Source organism: Sphingobium sp. MI1205 (assembly GCF_001563285.1).
Lineage (GTDB): Bacteria > Pseudomonadota > Alphaproteobacteria > Sphingomonadales > Sphingomonadaceae > Sphingobium.
In genome coordinates this window covers 597,574-616,696 of record NZ_CP005188.1, presented here as the reverse complement: position 1 = coordinate 616,696, position 19,123 = coordinate 597,574, and the positions used below count along the sequence as shown (strand labels likewise).

The window sequence follows — 19,123 nt, the reverse complement described above, 5'->3', positions numbered from 1 at the left end:
GGAGAAACGCATCAAACGCCCGCCCCTATCCGAGGGCAACCGATTTGGGAAGATCAATCCGCCCGCCATCCCCGGCTGCCGGCTGCGCCACGGCGTGCCGGGCCGCGACCCGACCGAAGAAGGAGCCGTTCGCCAGCGTCATGCCGCTGCCATAGCCCTTGGCCGTGCGGATCATGCCCGCAGCGCAGCTGCCCGCCGCATAGAGCCCTGCTATCGGTGCGCCGCCCGTGCCGATCACGCGCGCGTCGGCATCCACCTTCAAACCGCCCAGGCTGTGGAAATAATATCTGGTCTTGCCGACGGACAGGTCGAACGCGGCATAGGGCGGCTTGTCGAGCGGCTTCAACCAATCAGGATATTTGCCGAACGCAGGGTCTTCGCCCTGTGCGGCGGCGCGGTTGTAGGCGTCCATCATGGACTGCAAGGCACCTTCGGCGATGCCCAGATCGCGCTCCATCTCGACAATGCTTTCCCAGCCGTCGATCAGGTCGATCCGGAAAAATTCGGCCAGTTCGGGATAGGCAAAGATGTCCGAATCCACGATCAGATAAGCTTGCTGGCCGGGCTGTTCGAAGATGAATGCTGCCGTTCGGCCGTGATAGCTGTCCTCCGCCACGAAGCGCCGCCCATCGCGGTTGACGATGATGCCTTTGATCAGCTGCGCAGGTGGATAGAAGGCCGCCGTCGCATGGATCGCATCGATCGCCGCCACATCCGCGCCGATCGCCGTCGCCAGCTCGATGCCCGAACCATCGCTATAATTGGTGCCGATGGGTTCGGCATTGTCGATGGTCCAGGGATGGCTCGCGCCGATCATGGCGGCGTTCATCTGATAGCCGCCGGTCGCGATCAGGACGCCATGGGAAGCATGGGCAACCTTTTCGCGGCCGTCGCGGCGGAATGCCGCGCCCACCACGCGCCCTTCATCATTCTGGACCAACCGGGTCACGCGCGCGTCGCCCAGGATCCTCACGCCTTCCTCCTCACAGCGCCGCAGCAGGACGTCCATCAGCGTGACGCCGCAGTTGCGTGGTGGCCCCTTGACGAGATGGCCGCGCATCGCCGGACGCGCGATATCGCGGAACGGCCAGACCTTCTCATTTCCGGTGCTGTACAAGCCCTCCCCACCCGCAGGACAGAGATGCTTGTCAGTGTAGAGTATCCGCGCAAAGGGTACGCCCTGCGCCTCCAGCCAATCGAAATGCTCGACATTGCCGTCGCAAAATTTGCGCAAAAGGTCCTTGTCGGGCACGTCGGCGATCGCATCGAGAAAGGCGTAAAGCGCCTCTGGATCATCCTCCACGCCCAGGTCGCGCTGCAATCTGGTGCCGCCGCCCAGATAGATCACACCATCGGACAGCGCGCTCGTCCCGCCACCGGCGGTCGCGCGTTCCAGCACCAGCACGTCCGCCCCCGCGGCGCGCGCCTCGATCGCGGCAGCGGCCCCCGTGATACCAAGGCCGATGATCAGCAGATCGCAATTGAGATCCTGTTCGTCCGCGAAGGGCTCCTGTTCCCGCATCCTCACTCTCCGATATGGGTCGACGCTCCAACCGGATCGTGCAACCTTCCTATGTCCGCCGCCCGGCCAAGCCCGGCGAAAGATGGATAGGTTGCGGTGACGGGGCTGTCGACCCCGCTGCCCCGCTGCTCAATAAATCCCGCCCTGATCCTGCAGGAAGTCGCTGTCCGTACGAGGCCTCGTTCGCTCCCGCGCTTCACGGCGCTGCGCCGCCTGTTCCTGGGCGGCCACCTCTTCCTTGCGGATGGAGCGGCGCGGCTCGGTTTCGGGCTTGAACGCCTCCCATATCACGGCAGGCTTGGGTTCCTCGGTCGGCCACACGCCATAGACGCGCTTGCCCGACCGCCGGTCGACCGTCACCATGCGAATGCCCGCCGGGGCGACAAAGGGCGTCTTGGGCATCGTTTCCAGCACCGGCGCCATCGCCGCCTTCCAGATGGGCGCGGCGATCCGGCCGCCCTGTGCCCAGCCGCCCAGGCTGCGGGGTTGGTCGTAACCGATATAGACGCCCGCGACGACGTCGGGAGATCCGCCCACGAACCAGACATTGGTCGGGCCATTGGTGGTGCCCGTCTTGCCGAACAGCGGGCGCTTGAGGTCGGCCAGCACCGTAGCAGTGCCACGCTGGATCACGCCTTCTGTAATGTGCACCACCTGATAGGCGGTCATCGGGTTCATCACCTGCCGCCCTTCAAATCCGAAGCGGGGCATGGGCTTCCCGTCCCAATTGGCCATGTTGCAACCGTCACAGGCGCGCCAGCGCAGCGGCCAGATCACCTTGCCGCGCCGGTCCTGCACATAGTCCATGACCTTGGGCGGCAGTTGACGACCATGGTTGGCAAGCGTTGCGTAGGCATTCACCATCCGCTCAACCGTCGTCTCGCCCGCGCCCAGGGCAAAGGACAGATAGGGCTGATAATCGCCGATCCCCATCGCCTTGATCGTCCGCACCACGCGATCCATGCCGGTCTGGCTCGCCGCGCGCACCGTCATCAGGTTCCGGGACTGCTCGACGCCCCAGCGCATGGTCTGGGGACCGGCGCTGCCGCCGGAGAAGTTGCGGAAGCATTTCTGGCCAAGTCCCGCGCCCTGATAGACGCACAAGGGGCCATCGACGATGATCGAAGCCGGAGTCATGCCATTGTCCAGCGCTGCGGCGTAGACAAAGGGCTTGATGGTCGAACCTGGCTGCCGCATCGCCTGCGTCGCGCGGTTGTAGGATGACAGGCGGCTGTCGAACCCGCCCTGCATCGCCAGCACCCGGCCCGAATGGGTCTGCTCCGCCAGCATGCCGCCGGACACTTCGGGCACATTGCGCAGCGCCCAGCTGGACCCGTTGGGCGCAACCGCGATCAGGTCGCCGGGCTTCATGCTGTTGAAGGCCGGGCCGCCCGCGCGCCGATAGGGCATCTGCGCAGCGCCGGCAGGCAGAGTCCCGGTCGATCCGTCGGCAAAGCCGATCTCGGCCCCTGCGGAATTGCGATCGATCACCACCGCGATCCGCCAGTTGGCATAGTCGATGCCGATATAGCTGGCCGCCAGTTCGCGCTTCCATCCGCGCGCCATGTCTATCTTGCCCACCGGCCCGGACCAGCCTTTGCCCGCGTCGAAACGCAGCAATCCGTTGCGCAGGGCGGTGGCGACGCCTTCCTGCAGTTTGGGGTCATAGGGGCTGCGCACCCACAGGCCGCCTGCATAGACGCTGTTGGGGCCGTCCTCCGCCTTTTCGCCGAACAATTCGATCAGGCGGCGGCGCACCTCTTCCATATAATATCCGCCCGCACGGGCATCGAAACCGGAACTGTGCTGCGCAACCGTACCCAGCGGCTGCGCCTGCGCTTCGTCCAGTTGCGCCTGCGTGATCCAGCCGTTCTTGAACATTTCGCCGAGCGCCCAGTTGCGACGGTCCAGCGCGCGTGCGTGGCCGGTCGGGCTTTCGGGGCGATAGTTGGCCGGCCCCTTCGGCAGGATGGCCAGATAGGCCATTTCGTGCAGCTTGAGGTCCGCGACGTCCTTATCGAAATAGGCCCGCGCCGCGGCCTGGACGCCATAGGCGTTGCGGCCCAGGAATATCTGGTTGAAATAGAGTTCCAGTATCTGCTGCTTGGTGAGCACGCCTTCCATGCGATAGGCGAGGATCATCTCCTTCACCTTGCGCGTGGGCGAATATTCGTCACCAATCAGCAGATTTTTCGCGACCTGCTGCGTGATGGTCGATCCACCCTTGGCGCGCTGGCCCGACCCGATCTTGGTGACATAATCAACCACCGCCCCGGCAAAGCCGGGAATATCGACGCCATGATGCTCGAAAAAAGTCTTGTCCTCGGCCGCCAGATAGGCGCGGATCAGGAGCGGCGGATAATCGCTATATTGCAACTGTACCCGGCGTTCGCGCGCATAGCTGTGCACCGGCTGGCCGTTGATGTCGCGCACGATGGTCGGCAGCGGCGGCTCATATTCCAGCAGCGTGGCGGCGTCGGGCAATCCACGCGCGAAGATCAGCCAGAACAGCAGCATCGCCGTGAACAGGCCGCCCAATGCGATGGCGACCCAACGGAACCAGCGCCGGCTCCAGAGCGGCGCAAGCCGCTCGCGAAACGCGCCGCCATGGCCGCGCAGGCGGGCTGCTAGGGACGATCGGGCGGTATCGGGGCGAGCCTCTTCCATGACGAGAGGAGGCTCTAAGGTCAAAATGCAGACAGCGCCAGTGCGGATCGACCGGACGCTGCCCGATCAGTTGCCGCGCGAAGCGAGCCTGAGGGCCAGATACACCTCGATCGCCCGCGCCACGCCCTTGGCGATGCTCGCCTGGCCAGCGCGGGACGCCAGGAAGGCAGCATCCTCGTCATTGCTGAGGTAGCCGGTCTCGAACAGGACCGAAGGCGTATCGGGCGCTTTCAAAACCATGAGTGAGGCATAGCGGTGAAAGGCACTGCGAAAGTCCATGTAGGCAGACGCCTCCCGCTTCAACAATGCCGCGAAATTCGCTGATTCCTTCATGGTTTCGCGCTGCGTCAAATCGATGAGTATCGAGGATACGTCATCCCGCTGCGCGCCCAGATTGACGCCGTTCAATATGTCCGCCCTGTTCTCCCGAGCCGCCAGCCGCGCCGCCTCCCGATCCGACGCCACTTCCGAGAGGGTGTAGACGGTAGCGCCGCGCGCATCTTCATTTGCAGCCGAATCGGCATGGACCGACAGGAACAGATCCGCGTTCAACTGACGCGCAACGCCATAGCGTTCCTGCAGCACCAGGAAGTGATCGTCATCCCGCGTCAGCGCGACCCGCACGCGCCCCGACTTCAACAGCTGGTCGCGGATGGCCTGGGCGATCGCCAAGGTCAGGTCCTTTTCACGCTGCCCCGTCCGCGCGTTGATGGCGCCCGGATCGTGCCCGCCATGCCCGGCGTCGATAACTACCAGCGGTCGTGAAGCATCGGCAGGCCCTTCGACACGCGGCAACGACAGGCCCCGCGCGACAGGCGGAATCGGCACGGTAATGCTGTGCCATCGCTTCACGGGCCGCGCCGCCATGGCGGCAGGCGCGTCAAAGGCGACGCGCGCCGTCGCGATCGGGCCGGTGAAGAGAGCGCCTGCCAGGGCAAGAGCGTGAAGCATGGCGCGCTTGTGCCCCGCCCCCCCCCCGGCCGTCCACCCCATTTCTTGCCAACGGGCGACGGGCAGGCCTTAACCTTTACTTCACCATGTTTTGCGATTGGAAGGTGACTGGGGAACGTCCACCGCCGACGAAACAATTTTGTGCGGGACGTTGCTAGGGTGGCCTTTGACTGCTACCCATTCACATTCCTGAAAGAAACGCCCATGTCGGCGCGGCTCTTTTCAGGAGCTTTCACGACAGCATCGGCGGGCGCCAGCCGCCTGGACCCGATGCTACGAACAGGTTGACGCTGCATGAGGCATGATTTCCATTCGACGCTGAGCCCGGTCCCGGGCGATGCGGCGTGGATGGAGCGGACCGGCGGTTTGCCCGGCCCTGCCAATGCAGCAGAAGCGCAGTTTTTCCTGTCAAACCGGACGATAGCAACACCCGCGCCGCTGGCGGCGCGACTGCACTCGTCCCTTCACTATCGCGTGACAGCCCGGCCGAGCGCCGCAGGCCGTCATCGCCGGAGACTTATACATGACAATGCGTATGCTGATCGATGCGCGCCACCGGGAAGAAACCCGGGTCGCGGTCGTCAAGGGCAATCGAATCGAGGAATTTGATTTCGAGTCCGCCGAGCACAAACAGCTCAAGGGCAATATCTATCTCGCCAAGGTTACCCGCGTAGAACCATCGCTTCAGGCGGCGTTCGTCGATTATGGCGGCAATCGCCACGGCTTCCTCGCCTTCAGCGAAATTCACCCCGACTATTATCAGATCCCGCGCGAAGACCGCGAGGCGCTGCTGCGCGAAGAGCGCGCGCACGCAGAAGAAGAGGCCGCTTTGCGCGCCGACTATGATGATGATGACGATCATCATGGCGAGGATGGCGTAGAAGTCGTCGAAGCGACGCATCATGAGGAAGAGGAAGGCGAAGCTGCGGAAAGCAGCGAGGGTGGAGACAAGCCCGGTCGCCGCAAGCGCGGTGGCGACGACGCCGCCGACGAGCTGCGTCGCAAGCGCATGGCGCTTCGCCGCCGCTACAAGATTCAGGACGTCATCAAGCGCCGCCAGGTGCTGCTGGTTCAGGTGGTCAAGGAAGAACGCGGCAACAAGGGCGCTGCGCTGACCACCTATCTTTCGCTGGCTGGCCGTTATTGCGTGCTGATGCCCAACACGTCGCATGGCGGCGGTATTTCGCGCAAGATTTCCAACGCCGCCGACCGCAAGCGGCTGAAGACGATCGTCGCGGAGATGGCCCTGCCTTCGTCGATGGGCTGCATCGTCCGCACCGCCGGACTCCAGCGCACCAAGCCTGAAATCAAGCGCGACTTCGACTATCTTGCCCGGCTGTGGGACGAGATCCGCGAAAATACGCTGAAGTCGGCTGCCCCCGCGCTGATCCACAATGACAGCGATCTTATCAAGCGCGCGATCCGCGATATCTATAACAAGGATATCGACGAGGTCATCGTCGAGGGCGAGGAAGGCTATCGCGCGGCCAAGGATTTCATGAAGCTGCTGATGCCGAGCCATGCGCGGCGCGTGCAGCAATATGCAGACGCGGTGTCGCTGTTCCAGCGCGCGGGCGTCGAGGAACAACTGGCGGCGATGTACAACCCGGTCGTCCAGCTGAAATCCGGCGGCTATCTGGTCATCAACCCGACCGAAGCGCTGGTGTCCATCGACATCAACTCGGGCCGTTCCACCCGCGAACATGGCATCGAGCAGACCGCCGTCGCCACGAATCTGGAGGCCGCGCGCGAAATCGCGCGTCAGTTGCGCCTGCGCGACATGGCGGGCCTGGTCGTCATCGACTTCATCGACATGGAGATGAACTCCAACATCCGTAAGGTCGAGAAGGCGATGAAGGAGGCGTTGAAGGACGATCGCGCCCGCATTCAGGTCGGTCGCATCTCCGGATTCGGCCTCATGGAAATGAGCCGCCAGCGCCTGCGCACCGGCGTGCTGGAAGCATCGACCCGCCAATGTCCGCATTGCGAAGGCACGGGCCTGGTCCGCACCGCTTCGTCGGCGGGGCTGAGCGCGCTACGCATGCTGGAAGAGGAAGCCGCGCGAGGCCGGGGCAGCCTGGTCACGCTGCGCGCAAGCCAGGAGGCGGCCTTCTATGTCCTCAACAACAAGCGCGCCGAGCTGGATGAAATCGAGCAGCGCTATGGCGTCCGCATCGAAATCCTGCCCGATGGCGAGGTCGAGGGCGCGCGCATGTCGGTCGAAGCCAGCGGTCCGCGTCCGGAACGGGTGGTGAGCTATGCTCCGCTTGTCGAGGAAGACGACGACGTTGATATCGTCGAGGAACTGGAAGAAGAAGAGATCGAAGAAGTCGAAGCCGCCGAACGCGAAGAACGAGGCGATCGGGGTGAGGACCGCGAAGGCGGCCGCCGCCGCCGCCGCCGCCGCCGCCGCCGGGGGGGACAGCGTGACGAGCATCGCGCCGAGGGCGAGACGGAGGCTGCGTCCGACGTCGAAGGCGAGGCTGAAGAGGAAAGCGCATCGGTCAGCGACGACGCGGAGCAGGAACATGTCGAGGCCAGTGATGAAGGCGAGGAAGGCGCTCGCCGCCGTGGCCGCCGTGGCCGCCGTGGCGGACGCCGCCGCCGTGAAGGCGGTGAAGGCGTGGCCGAGGATGCGGCTGCTGAACCCGCAGAGGCCACGACCGACACTGTCGTAGTCGAGGAGGTCGCTGAAGCAGCGGTAGACGCGACGCCGGAAGCGCCCGCCGAGGAAGAAGCACCCAAGACGCGCCGCCGTCCTCGCGCTCGGAAGGCCAAGGAAGTCGTCGACGCTCCAGCCGAGCCCGTCGAAGTCGAGGCAGTCGAAGCCATAGCCGAGACACCGGCAGAGGAAGCGCCCGCCAAGCCCAAGCGCACCCGTCGCAAGAAAGCCGATGTGGCGGCCGAGGCTCCTGCCGAAGCGCCTCCGAGCGTGGAAGCAGAAGCGGAAGCACCAGCCAAGCCCAAGCGCACCCGCCGCAAGAAGGCCGATGCGCTGGCGCAGGAAGCGGCAGAAGCGCCTTCGATCGCGGAGCCTGTCACGGCTCAGGTCGCGACGGATGCCGAACCGGTCAGCGCGAACGACATCGGCAACGCGCTGGATAACGCGGATGCCGCCGATGCGCAGACCGATGACGAAGGCGCACCGCGCCGTGGCTGGTGGCAGCGCACCTTCGGCCAGTAACAGGGACTATTTCGTTCCTATGAGCAACGCCGTCGCCCTGCCGGTCTCCACCGGACTGCGGCGGCGTTCTCGCTTCACCCGCGGTTCATGGGGCTGCTGCCATCGGCTTTCGGGCATGCGTGTTGGCGCCCATATTTCCGTTGGCCGCTCATGAAGGGTCGATGGCTTCATGCCTTGGCCATCGCGGTGGCCGGGCTATCGATGCTGGCACGACCGGCAGAGGCGCAGCAAATCCTGCGCGACGCCGAAACCGAGGCCTTCATGGCCGACATGTCCGCGCCGCTGGTCAGCGCGGCGGGCATGGAACCGCGCAACGTGCAAGTGTTCGTCCTCAACGATCGCGAGATCAACGCCTTTGTCGCGGGCGGCCAATATGTGTGGCTGCATAGCGGCCTGATCGCCGCAGCAGACAATGTCAACCAGTTGCAGGGTGTGGTTGCGCATGAACTGGGCCATATCGAAGGCGGCCATATCATCCGCTCCGCCGAGGGGATGAAAGAGGCGACCGGCATCACCCTGTTAAGCCTGGTGCTGGGTGCGGCGGCGATCGCGGCGGGCGGGGCCGAAGCAGGCATGGGCATATTGGGCATGGGCCAACAAGCGGCGATGGGCAAATATCTTGCCTTCTCCCGCGCGCAGGAAAGTTCGGCCGACCTTGCAGGGGCACGTTATCTCAGCCAGGCAGGCGTGTCGGGCAAGGGCAGCCTGGAATTCTTCAAGAAGCTGCAAAATCAGGAATATCGGCTCGCCATTCCGCAGGACGACAGCTACGGCCGCACCCACCCGCTGTCCGGCGAACGGATCAACGTGCTGCGTGAGGTCTATACGGTCGATCCTTCCTGGGACAAACCGATAGACCCGAAGCTGGAAGCCCGGTTCGAGCGCATCAAGGCAAAGCTTGTCGGCTTCGTTTCGGAACCGACGCAAACATTGCGGAAATACCCGGAAAGCGACCAATCGATCCCGGCTCATTATGCGCGCGCCTATGCGTGGCACAAGAGCGCCTATCCGGATAAGGCGATAAGCGAAGTGAACGCGCTGCTCGCTGCTCACCCCCACGATCCCTATTTTTTGGAACTCAAGGGTCAGGTGCTCCTGGAAAGCGGCAGGCCCGCCGACGCCATCCCGCCGCTGCGTGAGGCGGTGCAGTTGACCCGCCAGCCACTGATCGCAACGATGCTGGGTCACGCGCTGATCGCGACCGAGGATAGCCAGAATTTCGCCGAAGCCGAACAGGTGCTGCGCAATGCAGTCGCGCGCGACAGGGAAAATCCCTTTGCCTGGTATCAACTGGGCGTCGTCTATGCGCGGCGCGGCGACACCCCCCGCGCGGCGCTGGCTACCGCCGAACGCTATGCGCTGATGGGTGACAATCAGATGGCGTTGCGCAGCGCCGACGCCGCCATGCAGGGATTGAAGCCAGGAACGGTTGACTATCTGCGGGCACAGGATATCGCGATGGTTTCACGCGCGGCCGTTGAACAGAAGCGGAAGAAAAGATGACCGATACCACTCGGCCCGGCTTTCGCTCGGCACTTTCGAACAGGACGATCCAGATGACGATTGGCGCGCTTGCCTTTATCGCAGCCACCGCCACGGGCGCCGCCCTTGGCATGCAAAGCACTGGCAGCGTGGCCGTGGGGGACAAGGCCGCGATCGAGAAGATCGTGCGCGACTATATATTGGAACACCCCGAAATCATTCCCGAAGCGGTCGAACGGCTTCAGGCCAAGCGGGTTGCGGACGGCATCGGCGAAAGCCGCAAGGCGATCGAAACCCCCTATGCGGGAGCCTGGGAAGGCGCGGCGAATGGCGACGTCACGCTGGTCGAGTTTTTCGACTATGCCTGCGGCTATTGCCGTGCGTCGCTGGCCGATCTTGCCAAGCTGGTGGCCGAGGACAAGGGACTGAAGGTCGTCTATCGCGAACTGCCGATCCTGTCCGACGAAAGTGCCGACGCGGCCAGGGTTTCACTGCTCGCGGCCGAAAAGGGGCAATATATGCCCTATCACCGCGCGCTTTATGCCAGCGGCAAGGTGACGCGCGAGACGATCCTGGCCGCCGCCGCCAAGGTGGGAATAGATCGCCAGGCTGCCGAGGCGGCGATGGCGAGCAAGAAATATGACACGGAAATCCAGTCCAACATCGCCCTCGCCCAAAAGCTGCGCGCTTCAGGAACCCCAACTTTTATAGTGGGCGATCAGGTACTGAACGGCGCGGTGGGTTATGACGCGTTGAAGCAGGCAGTTGCATCGGCGCGGGCGAAGTAGGCGCCCTGCTGCACTGTCGGAACGAACGAAGTCGAAATGCGTCGAACGACCGCTGTCTGATCGGCTTTCGCCCTACCCCGCCCATTGACTCGACTCCGTCTTTTGCCTATCGGACGCCCCCTGACATGCGGTCGCCCAACGGCGGCCCTTTTTTGTCACGCCAGATTTTTGACGTTTTGCTTTGAGGAATGAACGATGAAGCGCACCTTTCAACCGAGCAATCTGGTTCGGAAGCGCCGTCACGGTTTCCGCGCCCGCATGGCGACCCCCGGTGGCCGCAATGTGCTGCGCGCCCGTCGCGCCCGCGGTCGCAAGAGCCTGAGCGCCTGAACGACGCGCCGTCGGACAACGTGCCTGCCATTATGAGCAGGCGCGCCGACTTTCTGGCGGCGAATCGTGGGCGGCGTGCGCCAATGCCGGGTTTTGTCCTGCTGGTGCGCGAACGCTCCGACGGCAATCCGGCGATGCGCTATGGCATCACGGTCACGAAAAAGATTGGTGGCGCTGTCATCCGCAACCGGATGAAGCGCCGTTTTCGCGTTCTGGCACGGGAATTGTTGCCCGTCCACGGCGTGCCCGGCGCCGATCATGTGCTGATCGGGCGCGAAGGCGGGATAGAACGCGACTTCACCCTGCTGCGCACCGAACTGGAAAAGGCGCTGCTCAAGGTAATGACCCGACCGGTGGGCGACGCGCCCAATCGCCCGCGCCGTTCCTCGAAAGGCAAGAAGGGCATATCTTCCGCTTCGGAACGGTCTGGCCAGGAATCCGGGCAGTGATCGCCCGGCTGCTCATCCTTATAGCGCGCTTCTGGCAAGTTGGCCCCTCGCGCATCCTGCCGCCCAGTTGCCGCTATGCGCCTTCCTGCTCCCAATATGCGATCGAGGCCATTCGTAAATATGGTGCGGTCAAGGGTAGCTGGCTCGCCACGAAGCGGCTAATGCGATGCCATCCTTGGGGCGGGTCGGGCTACGACCCCGTTCCCTGACACGAATTTTCACAAGAGACGGCGGAGCCGACAAGCGTGGACGACAAGAAGAATATTGTTCTGGCGGTGCTGCTGACCGCGGCGATCCTGTTTGGCTGGCCCTATATCGCCGAGCATTTCTTTCCCGCCGCCAATCCGCCCGCGACAAAGATCGAAGGGGGCAAGACCACACCCGTATCGCAGGGCATCAGCCCGGTCGCAGGCAGCCCCACCGCGATTCGCGATCGCGCGCAGGTACTAAAGGAAAGCCCGCGCGTACCGATCCGCACGCCCAAGCTGACCGGCTCGATCAACCTGAAGGGCGCGCGCATCGACGACATCGTGCTGCCGACCTATGGCGAAACCATCGCGAAAAATTCGCCGTCCATCCGCCTTTATAGCCCGTCAGGGACGCAGGATGCCTTCTTTGCGGGCTTCGGCTGGCAAGGCGAAGGCGTGCAGGTCCCCGATGCCAACACCGTCTGGACCGCGGAGGGGGCCGAGCTGACTCCTACCAGCCCCTTGACGCTACGCTGGAACAACGGCGCTGGACAGAATTTCGAAATTCGCTTCTCGGTCGATCAGAACTACATGATCACGGCCCAGCAGAAGGTGTCGAACAGCGGGACCGGCGCGATCGCCGTAAAGAGCTACGGCTATGTCAGCCGCTCCACGCTGTCCAAGGATCCTGATACGTGGACCATTCATATTGGCCCGATGGGCGTCTTCAACGGCGCCGCCAATTACGACGTGGACTATGACGACCTGAATGAAGGCCCTTCGACCCAAAGCTTCCAGTCAACCGGCGGCTGGCTTGGCTTCACCGACAAATATTGGCTTTCAGCCCTGGTGCCCGACCAGAAGACAGCCTTTGAAGGCCAGTTCCGCAAAGGCGCTGGCACGCAGTATCAGGCCGACTACAGTGTAGCGCCCACCGTGCTCGCACCGGGCAAAGCCCTCACGCAAACCGCGCGCCTGTTCGTCGGCGCGAAGGAAGTGAAGACGCTGGAAGCTTATCAGGATGCCGGCATCCCGCTGTTCGACCGGGCGATCGACTGGGGCTGGTTCTACTGGTTCGAAAAGCCGATCTTCGCGCTGCTTCATTGGTTGTTCGAACATATCGGCAATTTCGGCGTCGCCATCATCTGCCTGACCTTGGTTGTCCGAGCCCTCATGTTCCCCGTCGCCCAGCGCCAGTTCGCCAGCATGGCCGCCATGCGCGCAGTGCAGCCCAAGATGAAGGCGCTGCAAGAGAAGCATAAGGACGACAAGCCCAAACTGCAGCAGGAGATGATGGAGCTGTACAAGCGGGAAAAGGTAAACCCGCTCGCCGGCTGCCTCCCCATCTTCATCCAGATCCCCATTTTCTTCGCCCTGTACAAGGTGCTGCAGCTTACGATCGAAATGCGGCATCAGCCGTTCGTCCTGTGGATCAAGGATCTTTCGGCGCCCGATCCGCTGCACATCCTGAACCTGTTCGGCCTGCTGCCTTTCACGCCTCCTTCCTTCCTGGCGATCGGCGTACTGGCGCTGCTGCTGGGCATTTCCATGTGGCTGCAGTTCAAGCTGAACCCGGCGCAGATGGACCCGATGCAACAGCAGATCTTTTCGATCATGCCCTGGATGATGATGTTCATCATGGCGCCCTTTGCCGCGGGTCTGCTGGTTTACTGGATCACCAACAACTGCCTGTCGATGTTGCAGCAGTGGTGGCTGTACAAGCGCCACCCCGTGCTGAGCGCGGTGGAAGCGAAATAGGGCCGCACGGCAAGACGGCCCATTATCATTCCCGTCATCCTGAACCGGTTTCAGGATGACGGTTATAAGCAGAAGCCGGGCGAACGGAGTTACCCTTGACCGAGCAAGACAATCCCGACCTGATCGAGGAAGCGCGCAAGGTCTTTGCCGGGCCGATCACCTTTCTTAAATCCGCGCCGGACCTCAAATTCCTGCCCGACATGTCGGTCAATGAAGTCGCCTTCGCAGGCCGTTCCAACGTGGGCAAGTCGTCGTTGCTCAATGCACTGACAGGTCGCAATGGCCTGGCCCGGACATCGAACACGCCAGGGCGGACGCAGGAACTGAACTTCTTCGATGTCGGAGATCCGCTGCGCTTTCGTTTGGTCGATATGCCCGGATATGGGTACGCCAAGGCGCCCAAGGATATGGTTCGCAAATGGCGCTTTCTGGTGAACGACTATCTGCGCGGTCGGCCGAAGCTGAAGCGCACCCTGGTGCTGATCGACAGCCGCCATGGCATAAAGGACGTTGACAAGGACATTTTCGACATGCTCGACGCTGCGGCGGTAAGCTATCGCGTCGTGCTGACCAAGGCGGATAAGGTGAAAGCCAGCCATCTGGCCGAAGTGATCCAGGCGACCGGTGACGCCATCCGCAAACGTCCTGCCGCTCATCCTGATATTATCCCGACGTCCAGCGAAAAGGGCATGGGCATCCCCGAACTGCGGGCGGCTGTGCTGGAGAGCGTCATCCAAGGGTGATTGGCGAAGCTTCAGTCAGGGCAGAAAACCATCGCCTTCGCTCAGCGGTGCGCTGGCTTCTTTCAGGGCTGTATCTGATTGCAGGCGTAGCTCATATGACTCGCCCAGGTGGTTTCCTGGCCATCACGCCGCATTGGGTGCCCTGGCCGGAGCAGGTGGTTGCATTCACCGGGGTTGCAGAAATTGCGGGCGCGATCGGCCTGCATGTTCCCCGTCTCCGCCAATCGGCGGGCATCGGGCTCGCCCTCTATGCGCTGTGCGTGTGGCCCGCCAACATCAACCACGCGATCAACGATATTCCTCTGGGCGGCGCACATCTTGGTTGGTGGTATCATGGTCCGCGCCTGCTGTTGCAGCCCGTCATCATCTGGTGGGCATTGTGGGCTGCCCTCGTGATCGACTGGCCATTCAGGCGAAGGACAATTGCATGCGACAAGGGTGATTGTCTTTGAATGACGCGGCCTTACTGTAATCGCCAAATTTCCATGACAATCCCAGAGAGAGCGATGACCCGGCACATTCCATGGATATTGATCGCCATCGTCGGCGCGACGTCGCTGTCGGTCGTCGCTGTGTCGCGCGGCGAAGCGGTGAACGCACTATGGATCGTTGTTGCCGCAGTCAGCAGTTTCCTGGTCGCCTATCGCTACTATGCGCTCTACATCGGCCGCGCCGTGATGCGGTTGGATCCATCCCGGCCCACGCCTGCGATCCGGCGGGCGGATGGCCTGGATTATGTGGCGACGGATCGGGTGGTGCTGTTCGGCCATCATTTCGCCGCCATTGCGGGCGCGGGGCCGCTGGTCGGTCCGGTGCTCGCCGCCCAGATGGGCTATCTGCCCGGCACGATCTGGATCATCGCCGGCGTCGTGCTGGCAGGCGCGGTGCAGGACTTCATGATCCTGTTAATCTCGATGCGGCGCGACGGCAAGTCGCTGGGTGAACTGATCCGCATGGAGATGGGTCAGGTGGCAGGGACCATCGCGCTCTTCGGCGCCTTCATGATCATGGTCATCATCCTTGCGGTGCTAGCGCTGATCGTCGTGAAGGCTCTTGCCGAAAGCCCGTGGGGCATGTTCACCGTGGCGGCGACCGTGCCGCTCGCCATGTTCATGGGCGCCTATACCCGCTGGATCAGGCCGGGACGGATCGGGGAGGTATCCCTGCTTGGGCTTGTCGGCCTGCTCGCAGCGATTGTTTATGGTCAGAGCGTGGCGCTTTCGCCGGTCTGGGGGCCTGTATTCACCTTCACGCCGCTACAACTGTGCTGGATACTCGTCGGCTATGGCGCGGTCGCCTCGGTGCTGCCGGTATGGCTGCTGCTCGCGCCGCGCGACTATCTGTCCACCTTCCTCAAGATCGGCGCGATCGCGGCACTGGCCATCGGCATAGTCATCATGGCTCCGCCGTTGAAAATGCATGCGGTAACGCAATTCGTGAACGGCAATGGGCCGGTCTGGTCAGGCGGCCTCTTCCCCTTCCTGTTCATTACCATCGCCTGCGGTGCGGTATCCGGCTTCCACGCCCTGATCGCCAGCGGCACCACGCCCAAGCTGATCGCGAGCGAAGTCGACGCCCCGATCATCGGCTATGGCGCGATGCTGATGGAGGCGTTCGTGGCCATCATGGCGCTGGTGGGAGCGTCGATCCTGGACCCCGGCGTCTATTTCACGATGAACAGCCCGGCGGCGGTTATCGGCACTGACGCGTCCAGCGCGGCGGCGGCGGTGACCGCGATGGGCTTTCCAATCACGCCCGACCTGATCACCCAGACCGCCAAGGATGTTGGCGAGCATACGATCATCTCGCGGGCGGGCGGCGCGCCGACTCTGGCTGTCGCCATGGCCGAAATCTTTTCCCATGTCATCGGCGGCCCGGCGATGAAGGCTTTCTGGTATCATTTCGCGATCCTGTTCGAGGCACTGTTCATCCTGACCGCCGTGGATGCCGGGACGCGGGCGGGCCGCTTCATGCTGCAGGATCTGATCGCGCTGGCCGTCCCCGGTTTCAAGGAGACGAAGAGCATCGGTCCCAGCCTGATTGCGACTGGCCTGACCGTCGCAGCCTGGGGCTTCTTCCTCTACCAGGGCGTCACCGATCCGCTGGGCGGTGTGAACACGCTCTGGCCCGTGTTCGGCATTTCCAACCAGATGCTGGCGGCCATCGCGCTTATGCTGGCGACGGCGGTGCTCTTCCGGATGAAGCAGGACCGTTATGCGTGGGTGACGATGATCCCGACGGTATGGCTGCTGGTTTGCACCCTGTCGGCCGGGCTGCTGAAGCTGTTTTCCAGCGACGTGAAAGTCGGGTTCCTGGCGCATGCCGCGAAATTCAGCGAGGCGGCTGGCGCGGGGACGGTGCTTGCCCCCGCCAGGTCGATGGCGGAGATGCAGCAGATCGTCTTTAATGACCGGGTGGATGCGGGGCTTGTAGCGATCTTCCTAGCAGTCGTCCTCTCGCTGCTTTTCTTCACCATCCGCACATGTATCGCCGCACGGCGGACAAACGGGCCAACGGCGCGCGAAATCCCCGGACCGCTGGTGGCCGCAGAATGAAAAGGCTGCTGGACAAGCTCAGGCAAACCGCACGGATGATGGTGGGTGTGCCGGATTATGAAAATTATGCGCGGCATATGCGCGCGCACCATCCCGAACAGCCAGTTATGACGCCCGCCCAATTCTTCCGCGAGCGGCAGGAGGCGCGCTACGGCGGCAAGAATGGTGGAAAATGTTGCTGACCGCGCCGGTCAAGAGCGGGCGTTAAAGCCTGCGATCATTCCAGCCGCGATGGACAGAGCGATCTCCGCAGCGCCCACTGCGCCGATGTTCAGGCCAGCGGGACCATCGATTCGCGCGAGCTCCTCCGCCGAAAAGCCGATAGCGGACAGCCGCTCCAGCCGCGCGGCATGGCTTTTGCGCGATCCCAGCGCGGCAACATAGCCGGTGGGCGCCCGTAGCGCGGCGGCAAGCGCGGGATCGTCGATCTTGATGTCATGGCTAAGCGTCACGATCGCCGTTGCCTCGCCAGGCCTGCGCGCGGCGATCGCCTCGTCTGGCCAGCGGTCGTCCAGTTCAACGCCGGGAAAGCGCTCTTCGGTCAGGAACCGCCCGCGCGGATCGATCACCACCGGCGTCACGCCGATCGCCAGCGCCAGCGCGCTCAACGCCTGCGCAATCTGGACCGCTCCGACAATCAGCAGCCTGCGCGACGCATCATAACGGTTCTGGAATTGCCCCTCGGTCGCGCCCTCATATGTCAGCCCGGTGGCGAGATCGGTGGAAAGAACAAGCGTGCGCCCTTCCGCCCGCGCCTGCGCAATTCGGTCGAAGAGGTGCGGTGGAAAGCCGCCCTCGCCCACTGGCTGCACCAGAACGCTGATCTCGCCGCCGCAGGGCAAGCCCACTGCCCAGGCATCGTCATTGGCGACGCCATAACGTTCGACATGCGCTGATCGTCCCGCGATTACCTCCTCCGCCCGCTGCAGCACATCGGTCTCCACGCATCCGCCCGAGATGCTGCCTTCGAAACGGCCATCGTGATGCACGATCATGTGGCTGCCGCGTGGCCGGGGGGCCGACCCCCATGTCGATACCACCGTCGCCAAAGCCATCGGCGTGCCACGCCACTCGACTGCCTTGCGGATCACCGCGTCATTGTCGTTCAACCGGATCCTCCTTGCGAGATCCGCACATAGGAAACCGCAAGCCGCAAGCCAAGCTAGACAAGCCGACGACCGGTCCAAACCACTCGCCCGACGATGGCAACCAGTGACGGATCAATGTCCATCCAGGCGGGATAATGGGCGTTATCGCTGAGTATGCTGAAGACGCCGCGCCTTGGCCCCGTTGCGATCCGCTTCACCATCAGCACGCCATCGAGCCGCAGGACGTAGACTCCGTCACGCAGCCGTGTCGCATCATCATCATGATCGACCATGATCTCATCGCCGTCATTCAGCGTCGGCGCCATCGATTCGCCGTCAACGCGGATGATGGAAACGCGTTGCGGTCGCACGCCCAGATGCCGCAGCCAATTGGCGTCGAACGCCAGCACCCCTGCTGCTCGCTCGTCCTCATCAAGCGAACCTGATCCTGCCGAAGCGCCAAGCGCAAGCCTCGGCACAGGGACAACAGCTGGCAGCGGACGCGACTTCCGTTCGATGGCCACACGCGCACCGGGTCCGCCCAGTAGTTCCTCCGCCACGCCGAAATAGCGGGCAAGCACGCGCCTGTCCTCTTCATCCAGTTTGCGGGGTGAACCACGCTTGATGAACTGCTGGATATAGGCGGGGTTACGTTTCAGCAGACGGGACAGATCGGCGTAATTCTCCCCCCTCTCGGCAATCAGCCGTTCCAGAACGATGCGGGGATCTTCTCCATCACTCAGCATGATTCACCCATAAAGATAGGATTTATCCTAGACAAGTAGGAAATAGGATAACAGATAGGAAGATATTACGAGATTCGCATGGGGCGGTTTCGCTTGAACAGGGAGAATGAAAGGCATGCTGCTTCGCGCCGTCGAGAAATTCCTGCGGGAAAACGGCATTCCCGCAACACGCTTTGGTAGGGAAAGCGTGCGCGATCCCCGTCTTGTGTTCGACCTGCGGCAGGGTCGCGAACCAGGGGAACGGATCAAGAGACGAATAGAACATTTCATGAACACATATCGCAGGAGCACCGGCCAATGACAAGCATCGATCATATCCGCCAACCGCGAAACCGTGACGAAAATGACGAAAGTCGCTTGCAAGGCAAGGACCCGCTGCCCCGGCTGCTGGCGCAACTGCTGGCGCGCGCCGGGGAACCGGCAGTCGTGGAACGCGCGACGAGCCGGCCCTGGGCGAGTGCATTATTTCAGGGAAGGCGACATGTCATAGCCATTCGCCTTTCCGGGCCAGACGCGCGGGAGCGGCGATTGGCGTTCGCGGCAGGCCTGGAGGAAGCGGAATGGACTCTTCGCCGGCATTTCGTCGCCGACATCGCTATAGATGACAGCCGATCCGCTCCAGCAGAGGAATGGATCGAGCTGTCGACCTTGACCATCGAAGACTGGTGAAAG

The 19,123-nt window shown here is 63.0% G+C and carries 18 protein-coding genes; 13 read left to right on the top strand and 5 right to left on the bottom strand.

The features are described from left to right. Positions 1-25: 25 nt before the first annotated feature. The 3 genes from K663_RS03030 to K663_RS03020 all read right to left on the bottom strand — a co-directional run bounded on the left by K663_RS03030 (position 26) and on the right by K663_RS03020 (position 5,182). Positions 26-1,522 carry an FAD-dependent oxidoreductase gene (locus K663_RS03030; protein ID WP_062113891.1) on the bottom strand — a complete coding sequence of 499 codons (1,497 nt, stop codon included), beginning with the start codon at positions 1,520-1,522 and terminating at the stop codon, positions 26-28. 129 nt (positions 1,523-1,651) lie between these two features. Next, positions 1,652-4,189: a penicillin-binding protein 1A gene (locus K663_RS03025; RefSeq protein WP_062113889.1), complete on the bottom strand. Its 2,538-nt coding sequence runs from the start codon at positions 4,187-4,189 to the stop codon at positions 1,652-1,654. Positions 4,190-4,255: 66 nt separating this feature from the next. Further along, positions 4,256-5,182, bottom strand: a complete 927-nt coding sequence (locus K663_RS03020; protein WP_062113887.1) for an N-acetylmuramoyl-L-alanine amidase family protein — start codon at positions 5,180-5,182, stop codon at positions 4,256-4,258. A 481-nt stretch (positions 5,183-5,663) separates the two neighbouring features. On the opposite strand from K663_RS03020, the gene K663_RS03015 reads away from it, so the two are divergent. The 11 genes from K663_RS03015 to K663_RS02965 all read left to right on the top strand — a co-directional run bounded on the left by K663_RS03015 (position 5,664) and on the right by K663_RS02965 (position 16,799). After that, positions 5,664-8,324, top strand: coding sequence for an Rne/Rng family ribonuclease (locus K663_RS03015; RefSeq protein ID WP_235589497.1), 2,661 nt, complete (start codon positions 5,664-5,666; stop codon positions 8,322-8,324). A 150-nt stretch (positions 8,325-8,474) separates the two neighbouring features. Continuing rightward, positions 8,475-9,827, top strand: a complete 1,353-nt coding sequence (locus K663_RS03010; RefSeq protein ID WP_062120206.1) for a M48 family metalloprotease — start codon at positions 8,475-8,477, stop codon at positions 9,825-9,827. After that, complete coding sequence (locus K663_RS03005) at positions 9,824-10,594, top strand: DsbA family protein (protein ID WP_062113881.1); 771 nt, start codon at positions 9,824-9,826, stop codon at positions 10,592-10,594. The genes K663_RS03010 and K663_RS03005 overlap by 4 nt, the downstream gene beginning before the upstream one ends. Positions 10,595-10,789: 195 nt before the next feature. After that, positions 10,790-10,924, top strand: a complete 135-nt coding sequence (gene rpmH, locus K663_RS03000; protein WP_062113878.1) for a 50S ribosomal protein L34 — start codon at positions 10,790-10,792, stop codon at positions 10,922-10,924. 32 nt (positions 10,925-10,956) lie between these two features. After that, entirely contained in the window at positions 10,957-11,373 is a 417-nt protein-coding gene (gene rnpA / locus K663_RS02995; protein ID WP_062113871.1) for a ribonuclease P protein component, read from the top strand. Further along, complete coding sequence (yidD, locus tag K663_RS02990) at positions 11,370-11,582, top strand: membrane protein insertion efficiency factor YidD (RefSeq protein WP_062113868.1); 213 nt, start codon at positions 11,370-11,372, stop codon at positions 11,580-11,582. Before rnpA ends, yidD begins: the two co-directional genes overlap by 4 nt. Before the next feature lie 36 nt (positions 11,583-11,618). Next, on the top strand, positions 11,619-13,319 hold the full coding sequence (gene yidC, locus K663_RS02985) for a membrane protein insertase YidC (RefSeq protein WP_062113856.1): 1,701 nt from the start codon (positions 11,619-11,621) through the stop codon (positions 13,317-13,319). Positions 13,320-13,414: 95 nt separating this feature from the next. Beyond that, entirely contained in the window at positions 13,415-14,062 is a 648-nt protein-coding gene (yihA, locus tag K663_RS02980; protein ID WP_062113855.1) for a ribosome biogenesis GTP-binding protein YihA/YsxC, read from the top strand. Positions 14,063-14,157: 95 nt separating this feature from the next. Further along, positions 14,158-14,514, top strand: coding sequence for a DoxX family protein (locus tag K663_RS02975; protein ID WP_062120204.1), 357 nt, complete (start codon positions 14,158-14,160; stop codon positions 14,512-14,514). Between the two features lie 54 nt (positions 14,515-14,568). Next, entirely contained in the window at positions 14,569-16,617 is a 2,049-nt protein-coding gene (locus tag K663_RS02970) for a carbon starvation CstA family protein (protein WP_062113853.1), read from the top strand. Then, positions 16,614-16,799, top strand: coding sequence for a YbdD/YjiX family protein (locus tag K663_RS02965; RefSeq protein ID WP_062113851.1), 186 nt, complete (start codon positions 16,614-16,616; stop codon positions 16,797-16,799). The genes K663_RS02970 and K663_RS02965 overlap by 4 nt, the downstream gene beginning before the upstream one ends. A gap of 9 nt (positions 16,800-16,808) precedes the next feature. Here K663_RS02965 and K663_RS02960 read toward each other — a convergent pair whose 3' ends face one another. Both K663_RS02960 and K663_RS02955 read right to left on the bottom strand, forming a co-directional pair. Beyond that, positions 16,809-17,726: an XdhC family protein gene (locus tag K663_RS02960; RefSeq protein WP_062113848.1), complete on the bottom strand. Its 918-nt coding sequence runs from the start codon at positions 17,724-17,726 to the stop codon at positions 16,809-16,811. A gap of 53 nt (positions 17,727-17,779) precedes the next feature. Next, entirely contained in the window at positions 17,780-18,451 is a 672-nt protein-coding gene (locus K663_RS02955; protein WP_062113846.1) for a S24 family peptidase, read from the bottom strand. Positions 18,452-18,566: 115 nt separating this feature from the next. Between K663_RS02955 and K663_RS02950 the strand changes: the two genes are divergently transcribed. Together K663_RS02950 and K663_RS02945 are read left to right on the top strand one after the other, a co-directional pair. Continuing rightward, entirely contained in the window at positions 18,567-18,752 is a 186-nt protein-coding gene (locus K663_RS02950) for a hypothetical protein (RefSeq protein ID WP_037467856.1), read from the top strand. Beyond that, complete coding sequence (locus K663_RS02945) at positions 18,749-19,120, top strand: hypothetical protein (protein ID WP_062113843.1); 372 nt, start codon at positions 18,749-18,751, stop codon at positions 19,118-19,120. Before K663_RS02950 ends, K663_RS02945 begins: the two co-directional genes overlap by 4 nt. The last annotated feature ends 3 nt before the right edge of the window (positions 19,121-19,123 follow it).

What these genes read in the sequence shown, in the direction of transcription:
- K663_RS03030 (WP_062113891.1), bottom strand. Translation starts at nt 1,522, where the DNA reads ATGCGGGAACAGGAGCCCTTCGCGGACGAACAGGATCTCAATTGCGAT.
- K663_RS03025 (WP_062113889.1), bottom strand. Translation starts at nt 4,189, where the DNA reads ATGGAAGAGGCTCGCCCCGATACCGCCCGATCGTCCCTAGCAGCCCGC.
- K663_RS03020 (WP_062113887.1), bottom strand. Translation starts at nt 5,182, where the DNA reads ATGGGGTGGACGGCCGGGGGGGGGGCGGGGCACAAGCGCGCCATGCTT.
- K663_RS03015 (WP_235589497.1), top strand. Translation starts at nt 5,664, where the DNA reads ATGACAATGCGTATGCTGATCGATGCGCGCCACCGGGAAGAAACCCGG.
- K663_RS03010 (WP_062120206.1), top strand. Translation starts at nt 8,475, where the DNA reads ATGAAGGGTCGATGGCTTCATGCCTTGGCCATCGCGGTGGCCGGGCTA.
- K663_RS03005 (WP_062113881.1), top strand. Translation starts at nt 9,824, where the DNA reads ATGACCGATACCACTCGGCCCGGCTTTCGCTCGGCACTTTCGAACAGG.
- rpmH (WP_062113878.1), top strand. Translation starts at nt 10,790, where the DNA reads ATGAAGCGCACCTTTCAACCGAGCAATCTGGTTCGGAAGCGCCGTCAC.
- rnpA (WP_062113871.1), top strand. Translation starts at nt 10,957, where the DNA reads ATGAGCAGGCGCGCCGACTTTCTGGCGGCGAATCGTGGGCGGCGTGCG.
- K663_RS02975 (WP_062120204.1), top strand. Translation starts at nt 14,158, where the DNA reads ATGACTCGCCCAGGTGGTTTCCTGGCCATCACGCCGCATTGGGTGCCC.
- K663_RS02970 (WP_062113853.1), top strand. Translation starts at nt 14,569, where the DNA reads ATGACCCGGCACATTCCATGGATATTGATCGCCATCGTCGGCGCGACG.
- K663_RS02965 (WP_062113851.1), top strand. Translation starts at nt 16,614, where the DNA reads ATGAAAAGGCTGCTGGACAAGCTCAGGCAAACCGCACGGATGATGGTG.
- K663_RS02955 (WP_062113846.1), bottom strand. Translation starts at nt 18,451, where the DNA reads ATGCTGAGTGATGGAGAAGATCCCCGCATCGTTCTGGAACGGCTGATT.
- K663_RS02950 (WP_037467856.1), top strand. Translation starts at nt 18,567, where the DNA reads ATGCTGCTTCGCGCCGTCGAGAAATTCCTGCGGGAAAACGGCATTCCC.
- K663_RS02945 (WP_062113843.1), top strand. Translation starts at nt 18,749, where the DNA reads ATGACAAGCATCGATCATATCCGCCAACCGCGAAACCGTGACGAAAAT.